This window comes from Caenimonas aquaedulcis, from assembly GCF_015831345.1.
Classification (GTDB): Bacteria; Pseudomonadota; Gammaproteobacteria; order Burkholderiales; family Burkholderiaceae_C; genus Ramlibacter; species Ramlibacter aquaedulcis.
Genome location: NZ_JADWYS010000001.1, coordinates 612,475 through 628,530 on the forward strand (window position 1 = coordinate 612,475; position 16,056 = coordinate 628,530).

Sequence of the window (16,056 nt, forward strand, 5' to 3'; positions counted from 1 at the left end):
CTTCGCTGTCCATGTACGTCGACTCCCACTGCCACCTCACCGTCCCGGAACTCGCCGACCAACTGCCGCAGATCCGCGAAGCCATGACCCGGGCCGGCGTGGACCGCGCCCTTTGCATCTGCACCACACTGGAGGAGTTCGAGGATGTGCACGCGCTGGCCATGCGCTACGACAACTTCTGGTCGACCGTCGGGGTCCACCCGGACAACGAAGGCGTGACCGAACCCACGGTTGCCGACCTGGTGGAGCGGGCAGGGCGCCCGCGGGTCGTTGCCATCGGGGAGACGGGTCTCGATTACTACGAGATGGAAGCGCGCAAGGGCGGCCGCGCCGTGTCCGACCTGGACTGGCAGCGGGCCCGCTTCCGCACGCACATCCATGCGGCACGGCAGACCGGCAAGCCGCTCGTGATCCACACCCGCTCGGCGTCCGCCGATACTGTCGCGATCCTGAAGGAAGAGGGCGAGGACGGGTCGGCCGGCAGCGCCGGCGGGGTGTTCCACTGCTTCACGGAAACGGCCGAAGTCGCCAGGGCGGCCCTCGACGCCGGCTTCTACATTTCGTTTTCCGGCATCCTCACCTTCAAGAGCGCACAGGACCTGCGTGACGTGGCAGCCTTCGTCCCCATGGACCGCCTGCTGATCGAAACCGACAGCCCCTACCTCGCGCCCGTGCCCTTTCGCGGGAAAACCAACAACCCTTCCTACGTACCGCACGTGGCGATGCAGATCGCGCAGGTTCGGCAGGTCCCCGTCGAGGACATCGCCGCCGCCACCAGCGCGAATTTCGAACGCCTCTTCAAGGGGGTTTGCGCATGAAAGCTCACGTGAAGTTTCTTGCGTATTGCCTTGTTTTCATTGGATTTTCGGCGGCCATTGCAGGCTCGTACGACGATTTTTTCATCGCCATCAAGCGCGACGATCCGGGCGCGATGACCGCCCTGCTGCAGCGCGGGTTCGACCCGAACACGCCCGGACCGGACGGCCTCACCGGCCTGTTTTCGGCCTTGCGCGAAGGTTCCATGAAGGTCACCCCGGTGCTGGCGCGGTGGCCGTCGACGAAGGTCGAATCGCGAACAGCGCAGGACGAAAGCCCATTGATGATGGCGGCACTGAAAGGGCACCTGGACATCGCGAAACTCCTCATCGAACGCAATGCCGACGTGAACAAGACGGGCTGGACGCCATTGCACTATGCGGCGACTGGCGGGCACCTGGCCATCATCGAGCTGCTGCTGGAAAACCATGCGTACATCGACGCGGAGTCGCCCAATGGAACGACACCGCTCATGATGGCGGCCCAGTACGGCTCGCCCCAGGCGGTGAAATTGCTCCTGGACTCGGGTGCCGATCCGGGGTTGAAGAACCAGCTCGGGCTCACGGCGATGGACTTCGCGCAACGCGGCAACCGCCGCGACGCCGCGGAACTCCTCTCGGCGTCCGCCCGGGCCGCACAACCGAAAGGGAAATGGTGACGACGGACGACTGGACCTCCGGGTACGTGGCCGATATCGGCTACACCTACGGCTATTACGCCGAGCTCAATCCCCTGAACATCCGGCTTCCATTCCTGTTTTCGGGCTTCGCGCCGCCCGCCGTCGAAACCGCGTGCGAACTGGGGTTCGGCCAGGGCGTCAGCATCAATGCGCACGCAGCCGCGGGAGGCGGGCGCTGGTGGGGAACAGACTTCAATCCGTCCCAGGCGCACTACGCCCAGTCGCTCGCGCAGGCCTCGGGCGCCAGGGCGCAACTGTTCGACGAATCCTTCGCCGAGTTCTGCGCCCGCCCCGACCTGCCGGCCATGGACTTCATCGCCCTGCACGGCATCTGGAGCTGGATCAGCGACGAGAACCGCGCGGTCATCACCGATTTCGTCCGGCGCAAATTGAAGGTCGGCGGCGTGCTCTATGTCAGCTACAACACGCAGCCCGGCTGGGCCGCGATGCTGCCGGTGCGCGAATTGCTGGTCCAGCATTCGGAAGTGATGGGCGCCCCGGGCCAGGGCCGCATCCCCAGGATCGATGCAGCGCTGGCCTTCGCGGACAAGCTGATGGCGGCCAACACGGCGTTCGGGCGGGCCAACCCGGGCGTCGCCGACCGGCTCAAGAAGATCGGGGCACACAACCGCAACTACGTGGCCCACGAGTACTTCAACCGTGATTGGGAGCCGATGTCCTTCCAGCGGATGTCCCGCTGGCTGGAGCCGGCCAAGCTGTCCTTTGTCGGCTCGGCGAATTGCCTGGAACAGGTCGACTCCATCAATTTGTCGCCGGAGCAGCAGGCCCTCGTGGCTGAGATCCCTGATCCCGCTTTCAAGCAGACGGTACGGGATTTCTGCATCAACCAGGGATTCCGCAAGGACTACTGGGTCAAGGGGCCCCGGCGCCTCACCGGGACCGAGCAGGTCGAACGGGTGCGCCAGCAACTGGTCGTTTTGCTCCAGCCGCGCGCCGAAGTGACCTTGAAGGCGACGAGCCCGCAAGGCGAGCTGGTACTGAGCGAGGACATCTATCCGCCCATCCTCGATGCCCTGGCGGACAACCAGCCGAAGTCGATCCGCCAGCTGGAGGCCGCCGTGGCGCAGCGGGGCGTAGGCCTCGCGCAGCTGGTGCAGGCCCTCATGGTGTTGTCGGGCAAAGGCAGCGTCCACGCCGCGGTGGAGTCCGACGCCGCCGGGCGGATGAAGCCCACGAGCGACAAGCTGAACCGGCATCTGGTGGACGGCGCGGCCCTGGGCAACGACGTCGGCAGCTTGGCCAGCCCGGTGACCGGCGGCGGGATCTCCGCGCCGAGGTTCCACCAGCTGTTCCTGAACTCGCTTTTCGCCGGAAAGAAGCAACCCGAGGAATGGGCTCGCGACGCCTGGGCAGTGATCTCGTCGCAGTCCCAGCAGGTCGTGAAGGACGGCAAGCCCTTGGCCACGCCAGCGGAGAACCTGGCGGAGTTGACCGCGCAGGCGAGGGAGTTTGCGCAGAAGCGCTTGCCTGTTCTGCAAGCATTGATGGTTGCTTAACAGCTGGGCCCTAGGTCACCTTTCGGCCATCTGGCCCATATCGGCCGGGCGACCGATCCTCGATAACGTCGAGTTCGACACACGATGGACGCGCTGGCGCCTACGCACATGAACTCGATGGTAAAGCGGGCCCTACCTGCGAGGTGGCTCTTGGTGAGGTTTGCGCTGGCATTGCTGGCCCTGGTCGCTCAGCCCGTGCTGGCTACAGATTGCGCAAGCGTCGATACCGCCATGACGGGGCTCCCCACCACTCTCGCCGTTCCGCCTGGAACACCCGCGGGCACGCCGCTGGGGAGTGGGCCATTCACCATGACCATCACCATCAGGAATTGTGACTCCCACAATGTAATCAACAGCGGCGTGATGGCAACTTTCAACTGGGGAAATACCTCGGTCGAATTTCAAACCACGGCAAGGGGCATCAATATTCAAATGGTCGGTAGCCCCACGTTTACCACCCAGGGAGATTGCCCTCCGGTGACGACAACGATCTTTCCTGCGCATATCGAAGTGGCTGCCCAAGGCGCCAAGTTCGCGAATTGCACGTTGATCGCAACGTCCTCTGGCAGGTTTGTTTTGGGCACGCGCAGGATCCGTGGGACTCAAAGCATCACCAATGCCAACTATGGAGGAATCGGGTGCATCAGCGGCAGCGGGTGCCCAACCGTCGGGGTCTTCACCACATCGGGCACTTTTAACATCCCCATCTTCGTTCCCGCCTGCGCCGGTGTCCTCAGCGGTACGCAAACCGTCCAGCTTCCCAAGGTCAGCACTTCTAGCGTCGAGGGCAGTTCCTCTGCGGTCGGCAAGACGCGCTTCCAAATCTCGCTCGCGTCGTGCATCAGCACGGCAAACAATGGGGAGGCGGGGAACGCCGGTTACACCGCGCATTTGACTTGGGCATTCTCGAGCGCCTGCAGCGGCGGCAGCACCACGGTCATCTGCAGCTCCGGGACGTCTAACGTCTGGGTACAGATTCTCAAGGGCGACTTCACCGCGATCGACTCCACGAAAGACGACGTCTTTGTCTTGACCGACGGCACCAACGTGTTCCAGTACTACGCAGGGTACGTCAAGCCAAGCGGCGGGTCGGTGACTGCAGGCACGGTGTCGGCTGTCGCATCGTTCACCGTGACGTACCAGTGATTTTATACGATGTATATTATGTTAAATTACATCCTGGCCTTTGTGATTCTGCTTTCAGTGGCCGGTTGCGGAGGCGGCACCGCAGATGACCCGCTCCCCGGCGACTACATTGCGGCAAAAGCTTCTTGGCAGGCATCCCACATTTCCGACTATCGATTCACACTGGACCAAGCCTGCCTGTGCCCGTCCAGGGGCGGTGCCAGAGTCGTCATGGTGCGCGACGGACAAGTCGTCTCGGCCGTCTACTCCGACGGGACCCCGGTCGACGCCGCCGATCTCGCGCGGATTCCCTCTATGTCCGACATCTATGCCACGGTAGACGCCGCGTACGCTCGCGGGCTCCAGGTCCGGTTCGTGGCCGGCAGCCCTCACGGAGAGTTCCGGGAGGTCTACATCGACTACATCAAAGGTGCCGCCGACGATGAGCTGAGGTACACCATCAGCGGCTTTGCCATCGAGGGATGAGCGGGAAGGCGTACATGGAAACCCGGCCGCCCCGGTGACATTCAGAAACGGCTCCACCTTTCGTTACTAACTCGTTGATTTCTCTGCAGGTTTTCCGTGCAATCCGTCACAGGAACGCCTTGCGCCCGAGCTAGAGTCGGACTAACTTGTTATTCCCAATCACGATTGGTCATCCCGAAGGGGAACCCAGAAGTCCAAATGCGTTGGTTGAAACCGAATCTTAGAAGCAGTATCTACGGCCTGTTGGGTAACCCCCTTCCGCCGTCCGAATCGGTCATGGACGGGGGCACCGAGGACATCCGCGAGTCGATGCTCCAGGTGCTCGGCGAGACGGGGATGAGGCACTTTCCGCAGATCACGCGGCGCATCCGCTACGCCAACGACATCCAGGCGCTGTGGTACTTGCGCGGCGACCTGATGGGTGCCCTGGCAGCCATGCACGGAGAAGTCGCGGCCCGGCAGAAGGTGGGATCCATCACCGAGATGTTCCGCGGGCTGCTGCCCGGCAGCCTGGATTCCCGCCCCAGCCCCCTCGTGGGCTGACTTTGTGGCCGCCTAGTGGCGGTGCCCCCACAACACGAACGCATCCCTGCCCTCGACCGCGAGGTGCACCGTTGCGCCCACGGGAAGGGCGACCTTGGTCGGGACGTGGCCGAAAGGCAATTGCGTGAACACTGGCGCCTTGACCTGGCTGCGCAGCCAGTCCACCACCGTCTGCAGCCGGAAACCTTTGTCGTGCGGCGCCGGCTTGTAGTTGGTGAAGTGGCCCAGGACAATGGCCTTCTGCTGCTTCAGCACGCCCGCGTACAGGAGTTGCGTCAGCATGCGCTCCACGCGATACGGATGCTCGTGCACATCCTCCAGGAACAGGATGCCACCCTTGACCTTGGGCATCCAGGGCGTCCCGGCCAGCGACGCGATGATGGACAGGTTGCCGCCCCACAGGGTGCCCTTCAGCTGGAGTACCTTGGCCTGCGCTTCCGACTTCGGCAACTGCCAACCGGTGCCTTCGCCCTGCCCGCTCACCAGGTCTTCGAAGCACGACTGCATGATGTCGTCCGGTTCGCCCTCCACGCCGAAGTCTTCCCCGAGCGCCGGGCCCGACCAGGTCACGGCGCCCGTCTTCGCGAGCACGGCGCTCTGGAAGGCCGTGAAGTCGCTGAGCCCCACGAACTGCGTGCCGCCCTTGATGGCTTTGGCGACCTGTTTGTAGTTGATGCGCGGCAGCAGGCGCGTGAGTCCATAGCCGCCGCGAGTGATGAGGGCGATGTCCGCGCCGCTGGCCGCCGCGCGGTCGATCGCGGCCAGCCGGGTGTCGTCGTCGCCCGCGAACCGCATGTGGGTGGCGAGCGCGGCTTCATCGAGTTCGACCTCGTAACCCAGGGCCTTGAGCCGCGCGGCGCCGCGGCGGATGACGGCCTTGTCGCGCACGGCGCTCGAGGGCGAGTAGATGTAGATATGTTTCTTCACGGCCGGAAGTATCCCACTGCCGCCTGCGCGATCGCCTCGCCGCGTTCCTGCACGAAGTGCCCGCCCTCCCCGATCACCATCGGTTCGCCGCATCCGCGAAGGTGGGCCCGGAGCGCCTGCATCACAGGCAGGCCGAGCACCGGGTCCTGCGCGCCGACGGCCATCATCGTGCGGCCGGACCACTCGTTCGCCCAGAAGTCGCGGGCCCTGCGCGACACCGGCGCGCCATCGGAGTCCGGGTGTTCGGGGACCATGGGCGGGAACGCCCGCGTGGCGGCCCGATGGCCCTTGTCCGGGAACGGTGCGTTGTAGGCGGCGCACTCCTCGGCGCTCATGTGCGGGTTGCCCCTGGAGAAAAGGCGCGCGATGTCGAAGTCGGGATTTTTCGCGCACATGTCTCGCCACGCGAGGAATCCGGGGCTGAGGGGGGCATCGCCGGTCGCGAGGGCCGTGTTCATGACCAGCAAGCCGCGGTATCGATGTGGCGCTTCCATCGGCAGCGTCAGTCCGAGCAGCCCGCCCCAATCCTGGACTGCGAGCACGACGTCCTGCAGTTGCAGGCGCTCCACGAACTCCAGCAGCACCTGGCGGTGCCAACTGAAGGTGTGCGCCTCCACGCGCTTGGGCTTGTCGCTCTTGCCGAAGCCGATCAGGTCCGGGGCGATCACGCGGTGCCCGGCAGCGAGGAAGATCGGGATCATGCGCCGGTACAGGTAACTCCACGCGGGGTTGCCGTGCAGGCACAGCCAGGTCACGGGCGCATCCTGCGGACCCTCGTCGAGGTAGTGCATGCGCAGCCCAGCCAAGGCGGGCAAGTCGCTGATGTAGTGCGGCTCCCAGGGGTAGCCGGGCAGCTTGTCGAATCGTGCATCGGGTGTTCGCAAGGCGTCTTCGCGCAGCGGTGAGGCGGCCGTGCGCGCGTCCTCCCGGCGCTGCGCGAAAAACCCTGCCAGCACCTTCGAACATTCCGAGGCCAGCACACCGCCTTCGACGCGTGTCTGGTGATTGATCCGCGGCTGCGCGAACAGGTCCGTCACCGAACCTGCCGCGCCGGTTTTGGGATCGGCCGCACCGTACACGACCCGGGCCAGCCGCGCGTGGAGCATCGCGCCCGCGCACATTGCACAAGGCTCGAGCGTCACGTACAGCTCGCAACCGTCCAGCCGGTAGTTGCCGACGGCGGCGGCCGCCGCGCGCAATGCGGCGATTTCCGCGTGCGCGGTCGGGTCGTGCGTGGCGATCGGCGCATTGCGACCGGTGCCGATCACCACGCCATCCTTCACGACCACGGCGCCGACGGGCACCTCGCCGCTGTCGCCGGCCAGGCGCGCCTGCTCCAGCGCCAGCGCCATGAAGCGCGCGTCGCTCACTTGGTGTCGTCGGCCGGCGGACGCGCCTGTTGCACGGCGCCCTGCACCGCCTGCTGGAATTGCTGCACCTGCTGCTGCGGCGTTCCGCTGAGGGCCGGCATGGAGCCAGGCGCCGCCGCCGCGGCCGGCGGGGCCGCAGGCGCCACGGCGCCGAGTTGTTTCTTGGCGAGCACGCCCACGATCGCGACAACGACCAGCAGGCTCAAGACTCCGAAGACGATCCTCATGTGCTTTCTCCTGCTGCGGGTGCGGCGGCCGTCATGCCGAGCGTGTCCATCCAGGACGCGAGTTCGCGCTCGTTCTCGTTGCCGCGTTCATAGATCGCCTTCATCGCCGCATGCGACTCGGGACGGTGCTGGTTGAGCTTCAGCTTGCATTGCAACTCGGTGACCTTCAACTCGAAGCCCACGATGCCGGCCAGCATCTTGTGCGCGAACTCCTCGCCCAGGCCTCGCCACTGTTCGGCGTAAGGGGGCTCGTGGTCCCCGATCAGCTTCTTGAGCAGGCGATCCTTCGCGAGCGGATCCTCGACCAGCGTGGCATCGACGGTGCAATGGATCGCCAGGTACGTCCAGCTCGGCACCCGCGCAAGGTCCGGATAGATCTTCGGCGACTGGTAGGCATGCGGCCCGAGGAAAGTCACCACCGCGCGCGGCCGCGCCTGCAGGTAACGCCAGTGGGGATTCGGCTTGGCGCAGTGGCCCAGGAGCACGAAGTCGCCGTTGCGCTCCTCAAGGTGCAAGGGCAGGTGCGTGACGAAGGGCAAGCCGGTGTCGTCCATGGAGATCAGGCTCGCGAAGGGATGCTCGCGCATCAGCCGCACCGCATGGGCCGGGTCCTTCGATTTGAAGTGGGGAGGCTGGTACATCCGCGAATTGTGCAGCCGCTCAGGCGGGGGCGCTCGAGAGCTTGAAGGCCACGGTCGGCACCGTGAAGTCATGGAACGGGGCCCCGAGCGCGAGTTCCCCGTCGGCATGGAGCAGGCATTCGCCGCGGCGCAGCGCCACCTCGCTCAGGCTGCCCTGGAAGCGCACCCAGGTGCCGTAGCTGCTCAGGTCGGTGAGCACGAAACCGCCGTTCTTCCAGTCCACGCGCACGTGCAGGCGGGACACGCGCTGGTCGTTCACGACGAACTCCGCTTCTTCCACCCGGCCCAGGTGCACCGGCATCTGCGTGCTCGCAAAGGTCGCACGCTGGTCGAGCCAGCAGAATTCGATCGCGGCCTCTTTCTTCTTCGCGGGCTGGAGGTGCTCCAGCGCCGCGGGCGCGGTGAGATTGACGGTTTCCGAATCTTCCTGCCAGTCGGCGCGGTACACCACGCGCGGCTCGGTCTTGCCGCGAATCTGGATCGCGCCCAGGCTCAGGAAGCGAACGCCGGGCCCCGGGTCGTCCACCTGGGAGATGACGGTATCGGTGGCCCAGATCTGGTCGGCGCCTGACAGGTCAGACAGGCGCGAGGCCACATTGACCGCATCGCCGTAGCAATCGCCGTCGACCTCGATCACCTCCCCGCTGGCCACGCCGACCTGCAGGCGCATGCGCAGGTTGTTGGGCCATTCCTGCAGGCGCTGGTTGTGGATGCGCTGGAGTTCCACCACGGCATGGATCGCGGAGCTGCCGTCAGGAAAGACGGCCAGCACGCCATCGCCCAGTGTCTTGACCACGCGCCCGCCGTGCGCGATGCAGACGCTGCCGATCCAGTGCGTGAGCGTGGTGATGGCCTGGGTGGCCAGTGAATTGCCGAGCGCCTCGAAGACGCCGGTGCTGCCGGTGAGATCCGCGAAAACGACCGTGGTGCTGGGGTTCGTTTCGCGCGTCACGGGCTCATTCCCATTCGATGGTTGCTGGTGGTTTGCTGCTCACATCATAAGTGACCCGGTTGATCCCGCGCACCTCGTTGATGATGCGGCCGGACACCTTTTTCAGTAGGGCGTAGGGCAGCTCGGCCCAGTCGGCGGTCATGAAGTCGCTGGTCTGCACCGCGCGCAGCGCCACGACGTAGTCGTAGGTGCGGCCGTCGCCCATCACGCCCACGCTCTTGACCGGCAGGAACACGGTGAACGCCTGGCTCGTAAGCTCGTACCAGGACTTGCCGGTTTCCGCGTCGATGTGGTTGCGCAGTTCCTCGATGAAGATCGCATCCGCGCGGCGCAGCAGGTCGGCGTACTCCTTCTTCACTTCGCCGAGAATCCGCACGCCCAGGCCCGGCCCGGGGAAGGGGTGGCGGTACACCATCTCCGGCGGCAGGCCCAGCGCGACGCCCAGCTCGCGCACTTCATCCTTGAACAGGTCGCGCAGCGGCTCCAGCAGCTTGAGGCCGAGCTGTTCGGGCAGGCCGCCGACGTTGTGGTGGCTCTTGATCGTCACGGCCTTCTTGCTTTTGGCGCCGCCGGATTCGATCACGTCCGGGTAGATGGTCCCCTGCGCAAGCCACTTCGCGCCCTTGTGCGTGCCGTCCAGGCCGGCCTTCAGGCGCGCGGCCTCCGCCTTGAACACCTCGACGAACTCGCGCCCGATGATCTTGCGCTTGGCCTCCGGCTCGCTCACGCCGGCGAGCTTGCCCAGGAAGGCTTCGCTCGCGTCGACGCGGATGACCTTCGCGTGGAGCTTGCCCGCGAACATGTCCATGACCATGTCCCCCTCGTTCAGGCGCAGCAGGCCGTGGTCGACGAAGACGCACGTGAGCTGGTCGCCGATGGCGCGGTGGATAAGGGCCGCCGCCACCGAGGAGTCGACCCCGCCGGACAAGCCGAGGATCACCTCCTCGTCGCCGACCTGCTTGCGGATGGCTTCCACGGCTTCGGCCACGTGGTCGCGCATGACCCAGTCGGGCCGCGCACCGCAGATGCCGGTGACGAAGCGCTCCAGGATCGCCCTGCCCTGCTTCGTGTGCGTGACTTCCGGGTGGAACTGCACGGCGTAGAAGCGGCGCGCCTCGTCCGCCATGCCGGCGATCGGGCAGCTGTCCGTGCTGGCCATGAGCTTGAAGCCCGGCGGCAGTTCGGTGACCTTGTCGCCATGGCTCATCCACACGTCGAGCATGCCGTGGCCCTCCGACGTGGTGAAGTCGGCGATGCCGTCCAGCAGCTTCGTATGGCCCCTTGCGCGGACGCTGGCGGAGCCGAACTCGCGTTTGTGGCCGCCTTCCACCTTCCCGCCCAACTGGTGCGCCATGGTCTGCATGCCGTAGCAGATACCGAGCACGGGCACGTCGAGTTCGAACACGGCCTGCGGGGCTTTGTCCGTCGTGTCTTCGTAGACGCTGGCGTGGCTGCCGGAGAGGATCACGCCCTTGAGGTTGCCGTCGGCGGCGTACTGGCGGATCCAGTCGTCGGAGACGTCGCAGGGATGCACTTCGCTCAGGACGTGGGCCTCGCGGATGCGGCGCGCGATCAATTGGGTGACCTGGGAGCCGAAGTCGAGGATGAGGATTTTCTGGTGAGACATGGGATTCAGATCGTGGCGATGTCGAGGAGCTTGACGCCGCAGCCGGGCGCGGCAGACGCCATCTTGCGGTCGAAGGTCAGGAGGGGCAGGTTGAGGGAACGCGCGAGCCACATGTAGCCGGCGTCGCAAGCGGACAGGCCCGCGTCCATGGCCATCCCCAGCACGGCCTTGTGCTGCGCGGGCGCGAGTTCGTGCAGATCGACGCGGTGGCGTATCGCCTCGAGCACGCTCCACAAGCCCTCCACGGCCGCGGCGGGTATGCGGCCGTGCCGCACGCCGTTGGCGACGATGTTGGCGCACTCCCATTGCCAAAGGTCCGGGGCCTGGGGTTCGACTTCATCGCGGCGGATGCGTGCGTAGAGGCGCCGCGTGTGGTCGCTGGCCTCGTCGGGCAGGAGCCACGCCGCGGTCACGGATGCGTCCAGGACGAACGCGGTCATGACTGACGTCCCTCTTCGCGCAGTTCGCGCCAGGAAGGGCCGGGCTTGATCGTCTTGTGGAGGCTGGCGATCTGGTCGAGCTCGCGGGTGATCTGCTCGTCCGTGATGACCGGCTTGCGGCGCATGGGCAGCATGCGGACCACCTCCTTGCCGTGGCGGGTGATGCGGACTTCCTCGCCCCGCTCGACCGTCTCGATCAAGGCGGAGAAGTTGTTCTTGGCTTCGAAGATGCCAGTGCGCTGCATGATTTGGCCAGAAGTTTGATTCTGGCCAAATTCTAGGATATTCGTGCCAGATTTTCAAGTCTGGCCAGAATCGTCCTCAGTCCGCTCGGTAGTTCGGGGCTTCCTTGGTGATCTGCACGTCGTGGACGTGGCTCTCGCGGATGCCGGCGGCCGTGATTTCCACGAATTCCGCCTTGTTGCGCATTTCCTCGATCGTGGCGCAACCGCAATAGCCCATGCTGGCTCGGACGCCGCCGGCCATCTGGAACACGATGGAGACCAGCGAGCCCTTGTACGGCACGCGTCCCTCGATGCCTTCCGGCACCAGCTTGTCCGCATTCGGGTTGCCCGTGGAGGATTCCTGGAAATAGCGGTCCGCGCTGCCTTGCTGCATGGCGCCGATGGAGCCCATCCCGCGATAGCTCTTGTAGCTGCGGCCCTGGAACAGGACGATTTCGCCCGGTGCTTCCTCGGTGCCGGCGAACATGCCGCCCATCATCACCGTGCTGGCGCCGGCCGCGATGGCCTTGGAGATGTCGCCCGAATAGCGGATACCGCCGTCGGCGATCAGCGGGACGCCGCTGCCCTTGAGCGCGGTGGCGACATTGTCGATGGCCATGATCTGCGGCACGCCGACGCCGGCGACGATGCGCGTCGTGCAAATGGAGCCCGGGCCGATGCCGACCTTGACCGCATCCGCTCCCACTTCCGCCAGTGCCAGCGCCGCGGCGCCCGTGGCGATGTTGCCGCCGATCACATCCACTTGCGGATAGTTCTGCTTGACCCAGCGCACGCGCTCGATCACGCCCTTGCTGTGGCCGTGCGCGGTGTCGACCACGATCGCGTCCACGCCGGCCTTGACCAAGGCTTCGACGCGTTCCTCGGTGCCCTCACCGACGCCCACGGCCGCGCCCACTCGCAAGCGCCCCGCGCTGTCGCGCGCGGCGTTGGGAAAGCTGGTCTGCTTGAAGATGTCCTTGACGGTGATCAGGCCTTTGAGCTCGAACGCATCGTTGATCACGAGCAGGCGCTCCAGCTTGTGCTTGTTCAGCAGCGCCTTCGCCTCGGAGGCGCTCGTCCCCTCGCGCACCGTGATGAGCTTCTCGCGGGGCGTCATGATTTGGCTCACGGGGACGTCGTAGCGCGTCTCGAAGCGCAGGTCCCGCCCGGTCACGATGCCAACAACCTTGCCGCCGTCGATCACCGGGAAGCCCGAGATTCCCAGCTGCTCGGACATCGCCGAGACCTGGCGCACCGTATGTTCGGGGGTGATCACCACCGGGTCGCGGAGAACCCCGGACTCGTAGCGCTTCACGCGCGCCACTTCGGCGGCTTGCTGCTTCGGGGTGAGGTTCTTGTGGACGATGCCGATGCCGCCTTCCTGCGCAATGGCGATCGCGAGGCGCGCTTCCGTGACCGTGTCCATGGCGGCGGACACCAGCGGCAGGTTCAGGGTGATGTTGCGGGAGAGACGGGTCGCGAGGGAGGTGTCCTTGGGCAGGACCTGGGAGAACGCGGGCACCAGCAACACATCGTCGAAGGTGAGCGCTTTTCCTAAGAGGCGCATGTCAAAGCTCCAAAAAACGGATTGTACTCGTGTCCCCTCGGTACTAACCCTGTGCGGGCGGCGAATCCCTTCGTGACCAAGTGCGCACAGGCGCGCGCGCCCCTGTAGCGCACACGTGGGCCCGGGCGCTACACTCGCGCCATGAAACCGATTCGCGCCTGCCTCCTCACCCTCGCCTGCCTCGTGCCCGTCGCGGGCATGGCGCAGTGGCAATGGATCGACAAGGACGGCCGCAAGGTCTTCAGCGACCAGGCGCCACCACCCGACCTGCCTGCCAAGAACATCCTGCGCGCACCGTCGGGCGTGAAAGGCAAATCGATTTCGATGGTGCCCACGGAGCCAGCATCCGCGGCTTCGGCGGCCACCCCCCCCAAGCCGCCCGCTCCGCAGCTGAGTGGCAAGGACAAGGAGCTCGAGGCGAAAAAGAAGGCCGCCGAATCCGCGGAGGCGGACAAGAAGAAGGCGCAGGAGGAAGAACTCGCGCGCATGCGCGCCGATAACTGCGCGCGGGCCAAGCGTTCCAAGCAGGCTTTCGATTCGGGCGTTCGCATCTCGCGCATGAACGCCAAAGGCGAGCAGGAATATCTCGATGACGCCCAGCGCGCCGCGGAAGCCAAGCGACTCGACGGCGTGATCGCCAGCGACTGCAAGGCCGCCTCCTGACCTTCGTTCAGTAGCCGGCCTTCGCGCCCGCGCGCTTGCGGGCAAACAGCCCCGCCGCGCGGGCTCCCTGCTTGCGGAACCGCTCGCGCCTCGCGAGCTTCGGATCGACGCCAAGAGGCCGGTAGATCTCCACGCGGTCCGCGTCCCGCAAGGCTTGCTGCGGCGGCACCTTGCGGCCCCAAATCCCCAGGGACAATTCCTGCGGCAGCTCAGGAAACTCTTCGCGCAGGCCACTGGCTTCGATGGCCTGGCCCACGGTCGCGCCCTGGGCCAAGTGCAGCGACCATTCCCGCACTTGCCGCGGCCCCGCCGAATACACGAGGGTCACCGCGAAGAAGGACGACTCAGCCATAGACCTGCTCCGCGCGCTTGACGAAAGCATCGACCAGGCTCCCCGCGATCTTGTCGAAGACCGGTCCGACGAGCGCGCCCAAGGCTGCGTTGTCGAAACCGTAGCGCATGTCCAGCTCGACCTTGCAGGCCCGCTGGCCCTCACCCAGCGGGACAAAGCGCCATTCCCCATCCAGCTGCGAAAACGGGCCATCGACCAGCTTCATGCGCACCTTGCGGCCGGCTTCATGATCGTTTCGGGTCGTGAACTTCTGGTGGATGCCGCCGAAGGAAATGCCGATTTCGGCCCGCATGCCCTGTGCATCCTGCTCCAGCACCTTCGACTGGTCGCACCACGGCAGGAACTCGGGATAGCGGGCGACGTCCGTCACCAGCGCGAACATTTCCTCGGCGCTGTACCAGATGAGGACGGATTTGTGGACGGTTTTCATAGAGAATGCGGGGCCGCGCGGGCATTGTAGTGACGACACGCTGTCACCCTTGCACTGCGCCGGGCCGCCCCAAGCTGTGCAAAGCCCCCTTCGGGGCAGGCTCGATTATCGAGCCGTGGGGGTTAACAATCTGTCAGTGAATGGCCAAAAAACCCGACACCGCGAGTCGCATCGCCGACAACAAGAAAGCTGCCTTCAATTATTTCTTCGAGGAGAAATACGAGGCCGGCATGGTGCTGCAAGGCTGGGAAGTGAAGGCGCTGCGCGAAGGCAAGGTCCAGCTGACCGACGGGTATGTCGTCGTGAAGGATGGCGAGCTGTACGTGATCGGCTGCCAGATCAACCCGTTGCGCAGCGCGTCCACCCACGTGAGTCCCGATGCCGTCCGAACCAAGAAGCTGCTGTTGCACAAGGAAGAGATCAAGCGCCTCGTCGGCAAGGTCGAGCAGAAGGGCTACACCCTCGTGCCGCTGAACCTGCACTGGAAGGACGGCAAGGTCAAATGCGAGATCGCGCTGGCCAAGGGCAAGGCCGAACATGACAAGCGCTCCACCATCAAGGACCGCGAAGGCAAGCGCGAAGTCGAACGCGCGATGAAATCGCGCACGCGCTGAGATTCAGGCGCGGCGTCGCCAGCCCACGACCTCGTTCGCGACCAGCGCACCCATCACCAGCAGGCCGCCCGTCAGCACGTTCGTGCCCGGCACCTCGCCCGCGCCCGCCCAGGCCAGCAGGATCCCGAAGATCACTTCGAGCAGCGCCAGCAAGGAAACTTCCGGAGCCTCGAGCACGCGCGCGCACACGACGGAAAGTGCGCAGGGAATGGCGAGTTGCACCAGCCCCAGCAACCCCAGAAGACCGAGGTCGTGCACGGAAGCCTGGAAGGGGATCGCAAGCGGCAAGGTCACCAGCGATGAAATCACGGCGCCGACCAGAACGGAGGGCACGAGATCGACGTTTTCGCCACGAGCGTGCGAGCGCTGGGTGACGGTCCAGTTGATGGCGGCCGCGAGTGGAACGCACAGCGCCACGAGCGTACCGGCGAGAGAGCCCGCGGAAACGTCCGCGACATACATCCAGGCGATCCCGCCGCCCGCGACGGCGATGGCCACCCAGGTGCGCACGGGAATGCGGTGCCCGATGAAGATGCGCGCGATCAGCGCCGTGAGGAAGGGCCCGAGCGACATCGTCACCAGCACATTCGCCACCGATGTCATCGTGAGCGCCATCATGAACGCGGTGAACATGACGCTCCAGCACAGTCCGGAAAGCCAGAAGGCGCCCCTGCCGTGCCGGATGCGCGAAAAGACCTCCCGCCCCTGGAAGAAGGGCAGGATCACCAGCAGCGACAGCACCGTGAAGAAGCTTCGCCAGAAGGTGATCTCGAAGCCGCGCGCCTGCTCCAGGTGGCGCGTGGTCACGCCCGCGATCGACCACATCAGGGTCACCGCGACCATGCCGAGCACGGCC

The 16,056-nt window shown here is 65.5% G+C and carries 20 protein-coding genes; 8 read left to right on the forward strand and 12 right to left on the reverse strand.

Going from position 1 to position 16,056, the window contains the following annotated elements:
• Positions 1-11 precede the first annotated feature (11 nt).
• From I5803_RS02795 to I5803_RS02820, 6 genes are all read left to right on the forward strand, one after another.
• On the forward strand, positions 12-818 hold the full coding sequence (locus I5803_RS02795; protein WP_196984897.1) for a TatD family hydrolase: 807 nt from the start codon (positions 12-14) through the stop codon (positions 816-818).
• On the forward strand, positions 815-1,474 hold the full coding sequence (locus I5803_RS02800) for an ankyrin repeat domain-containing protein (protein ID WP_196984898.1): 660 nt from the start codon (positions 815-817) through the stop codon (positions 1,472-1,474). Before I5803_RS02795 ends, I5803_RS02800 begins: the two co-directional genes overlap by 4 nt.
• On the forward strand, positions 1,468-3,012 hold the full coding sequence (locus I5803_RS02805; RefSeq protein ID WP_196984899.1) for a class I SAM-dependent methyltransferase: 1,545 nt from the start codon (positions 1,468-1,470) through the stop codon (positions 3,010-3,012). Before I5803_RS02800 ends, I5803_RS02805 begins: the two co-directional genes overlap by 7 nt.
• Before the next feature lie 309 nt (positions 3,013-3,321).
• Positions 3,322-4,158 (forward strand): fimbrial protein, encoded by an 837-nt coding sequence (locus I5803_RS02810; RefSeq protein WP_196984900.1) that lies wholly within the window; start codon positions 3,322-3,324, stop codon positions 4,156-4,158.
• An 18-nt stretch (positions 4,159-4,176) separates the two neighbouring features.
• Positions 4,177-4,623: a DUF6174 domain-containing protein gene (locus tag I5803_RS02815; protein WP_196984901.1), complete on the forward strand. Its 447-nt coding sequence runs from the start codon at positions 4,177-4,179 to the stop codon at positions 4,621-4,623.
• Positions 4,624-4,899: 276 nt separating this feature from the next.
• On the forward strand, positions 4,900-5,166 hold the full coding sequence (locus I5803_RS02820) for a hypothetical protein (protein ID WP_231402325.1): 267 nt from the start codon (positions 4,900-4,902) through the stop codon (positions 5,164-5,166).
• 12 nt (positions 5,167-5,178) lie between these two features.
• Here the strand turns inward: I5803_RS02820 and I5803_RS02825 are convergent, their stop codons facing one another.
• The 9 genes from I5803_RS02825 to guaB all read right to left on the reverse strand — a co-directional run bounded on the left by I5803_RS02825 (position 5,179) and on the right by guaB (position 13,141).
• Positions 5,179-6,093 (reverse strand): LD-carboxypeptidase, encoded by a 915-nt coding sequence (locus tag I5803_RS02825; protein ID WP_354001613.1) that lies wholly within the window; start codon positions 6,091-6,093, stop codon positions 5,179-5,181.
• Positions 6,090-7,463: a tRNA adenosine(34) deaminase TadA gene (gene tadA / locus I5803_RS02830; protein WP_196984904.1), complete on the reverse strand. Its 1,374-nt coding sequence runs from the start codon at positions 7,461-7,463 to the stop codon at positions 6,090-6,092. Before tadA ends, I5803_RS02825 begins: the two co-directional genes overlap by 4 nt.
• Positions 7,460-7,690, reverse strand: coding sequence for a hypothetical protein (locus I5803_RS02835; RefSeq protein ID WP_196984905.1), 231 nt, complete (start codon positions 7,688-7,690; stop codon positions 7,460-7,462). Before I5803_RS02835 ends, tadA begins: the two co-directional genes overlap by 4 nt.
• Positions 7,687-8,331, reverse strand: coding sequence for an FMN-binding negative transcriptional regulator (locus tag I5803_RS02840; RefSeq protein WP_196984906.1), 645 nt, complete (start codon positions 8,329-8,331; stop codon positions 7,687-7,689). Before I5803_RS02840 ends, I5803_RS02835 begins: the two co-directional genes overlap by 4 nt.
• 19 nt (positions 8,332-8,350) lie before the next feature.
• Positions 8,351-9,283, reverse strand: a complete 933-nt coding sequence (locus I5803_RS02845) for an adenylate/guanylate cyclase domain-containing protein (protein WP_196984907.1) — start codon at positions 9,281-9,283, stop codon at positions 8,351-8,353.
• A gap of 4 nt (positions 9,284-9,287) precedes the next feature.
• Positions 9,288-10,910 (reverse strand): glutamine-hydrolyzing GMP synthase, encoded by a 1,623-nt coding sequence (gene guaA, locus I5803_RS02850; protein WP_196984908.1) that lies wholly within the window; start codon positions 10,908-10,910, stop codon positions 9,288-9,290.
• A 5-nt stretch (positions 10,911-10,915) separates the two neighbouring features.
• Complete coding sequence (locus tag I5803_RS02855) at positions 10,916-11,350, reverse strand: type II toxin-antitoxin system VapC family toxin (RefSeq protein WP_196984909.1); 435 nt, start codon at positions 11,348-11,350, stop codon at positions 10,916-10,918.
• On the reverse strand, positions 11,347-11,595 hold the full coding sequence (locus tag I5803_RS02860) for a type II toxin-antitoxin system Phd/YefM family antitoxin (protein WP_196984910.1): 249 nt from the start codon (positions 11,593-11,595) through the stop codon (positions 11,347-11,349). Before I5803_RS02860 ends, I5803_RS02855 begins: the two co-directional genes overlap by 4 nt.
• Before the next feature lie 76 nt (positions 11,596-11,671).
• Positions 11,672-13,141 carry an IMP dehydrogenase gene (gene guaB, locus I5803_RS02865; protein ID WP_196984911.1) on the reverse strand — a complete coding sequence of 490 codons (1,470 nt, stop codon included), beginning with the start codon at positions 13,139-13,141 and terminating at the stop codon, positions 11,672-11,674.
• Positions 13,142-13,282: 141 nt separating this feature from the next.
• On the opposite strand from guaB, the gene I5803_RS02870 reads away from it, so the two are divergent.
• Positions 13,283-13,804, forward strand: a complete 522-nt coding sequence (locus I5803_RS02870) for a DUF4124 domain-containing protein (RefSeq protein ID WP_196984912.1) — start codon at positions 13,283-13,285, stop codon at positions 13,802-13,804.
• Between the two features lie 7 nt (positions 13,805-13,811).
• Here the strand turns inward: I5803_RS02870 and I5803_RS02875 are convergent, their stop codons facing one another.
• Together I5803_RS02875 and I5803_RS02880 are read right to left on the reverse strand one after the other, a co-directional pair.
• On the reverse strand, positions 13,812-14,156 hold the full coding sequence (locus I5803_RS02875; RefSeq protein WP_196984913.1) for an RnfH family protein: 345 nt from the start codon (positions 14,154-14,156) through the stop codon (positions 13,812-13,814).
• Positions 14,149-14,586: a type II toxin-antitoxin system RatA family toxin gene (locus tag I5803_RS02880; protein WP_196984914.1), complete on the reverse strand. Its 438-nt coding sequence runs from the start codon at positions 14,584-14,586 to the stop codon at positions 14,149-14,151. The genes I5803_RS02875 and I5803_RS02880 overlap by 8 nt, the downstream gene beginning before the upstream one ends.
• A gap of 140 nt (positions 14,587-14,726) precedes the next feature.
• Here I5803_RS02880 and smpB point away from each other — a divergent pair, with 140 nt between their 5' ends.
• A complete protein-coding gene (gene smpB, locus I5803_RS02885; protein ID WP_196984915.1) occupies positions 14,727-15,200 on the forward strand; it encodes an SsrA-binding protein SmpB in 474 nt (157 codons plus the stop codon).
• 3 nt (positions 15,201-15,203) lie between these two features.
• On the opposite strand, the gene I5803_RS02890 is transcribed toward smpB, so the two are convergent.
• Entirely contained in the window at positions 15,204-16,043 is an 840-nt protein-coding gene (locus I5803_RS02890) for a DMT family transporter (protein ID WP_196988437.1), read from the reverse strand.
• Positions 16,044-16,056: the final 13 nt, after the last annotated feature.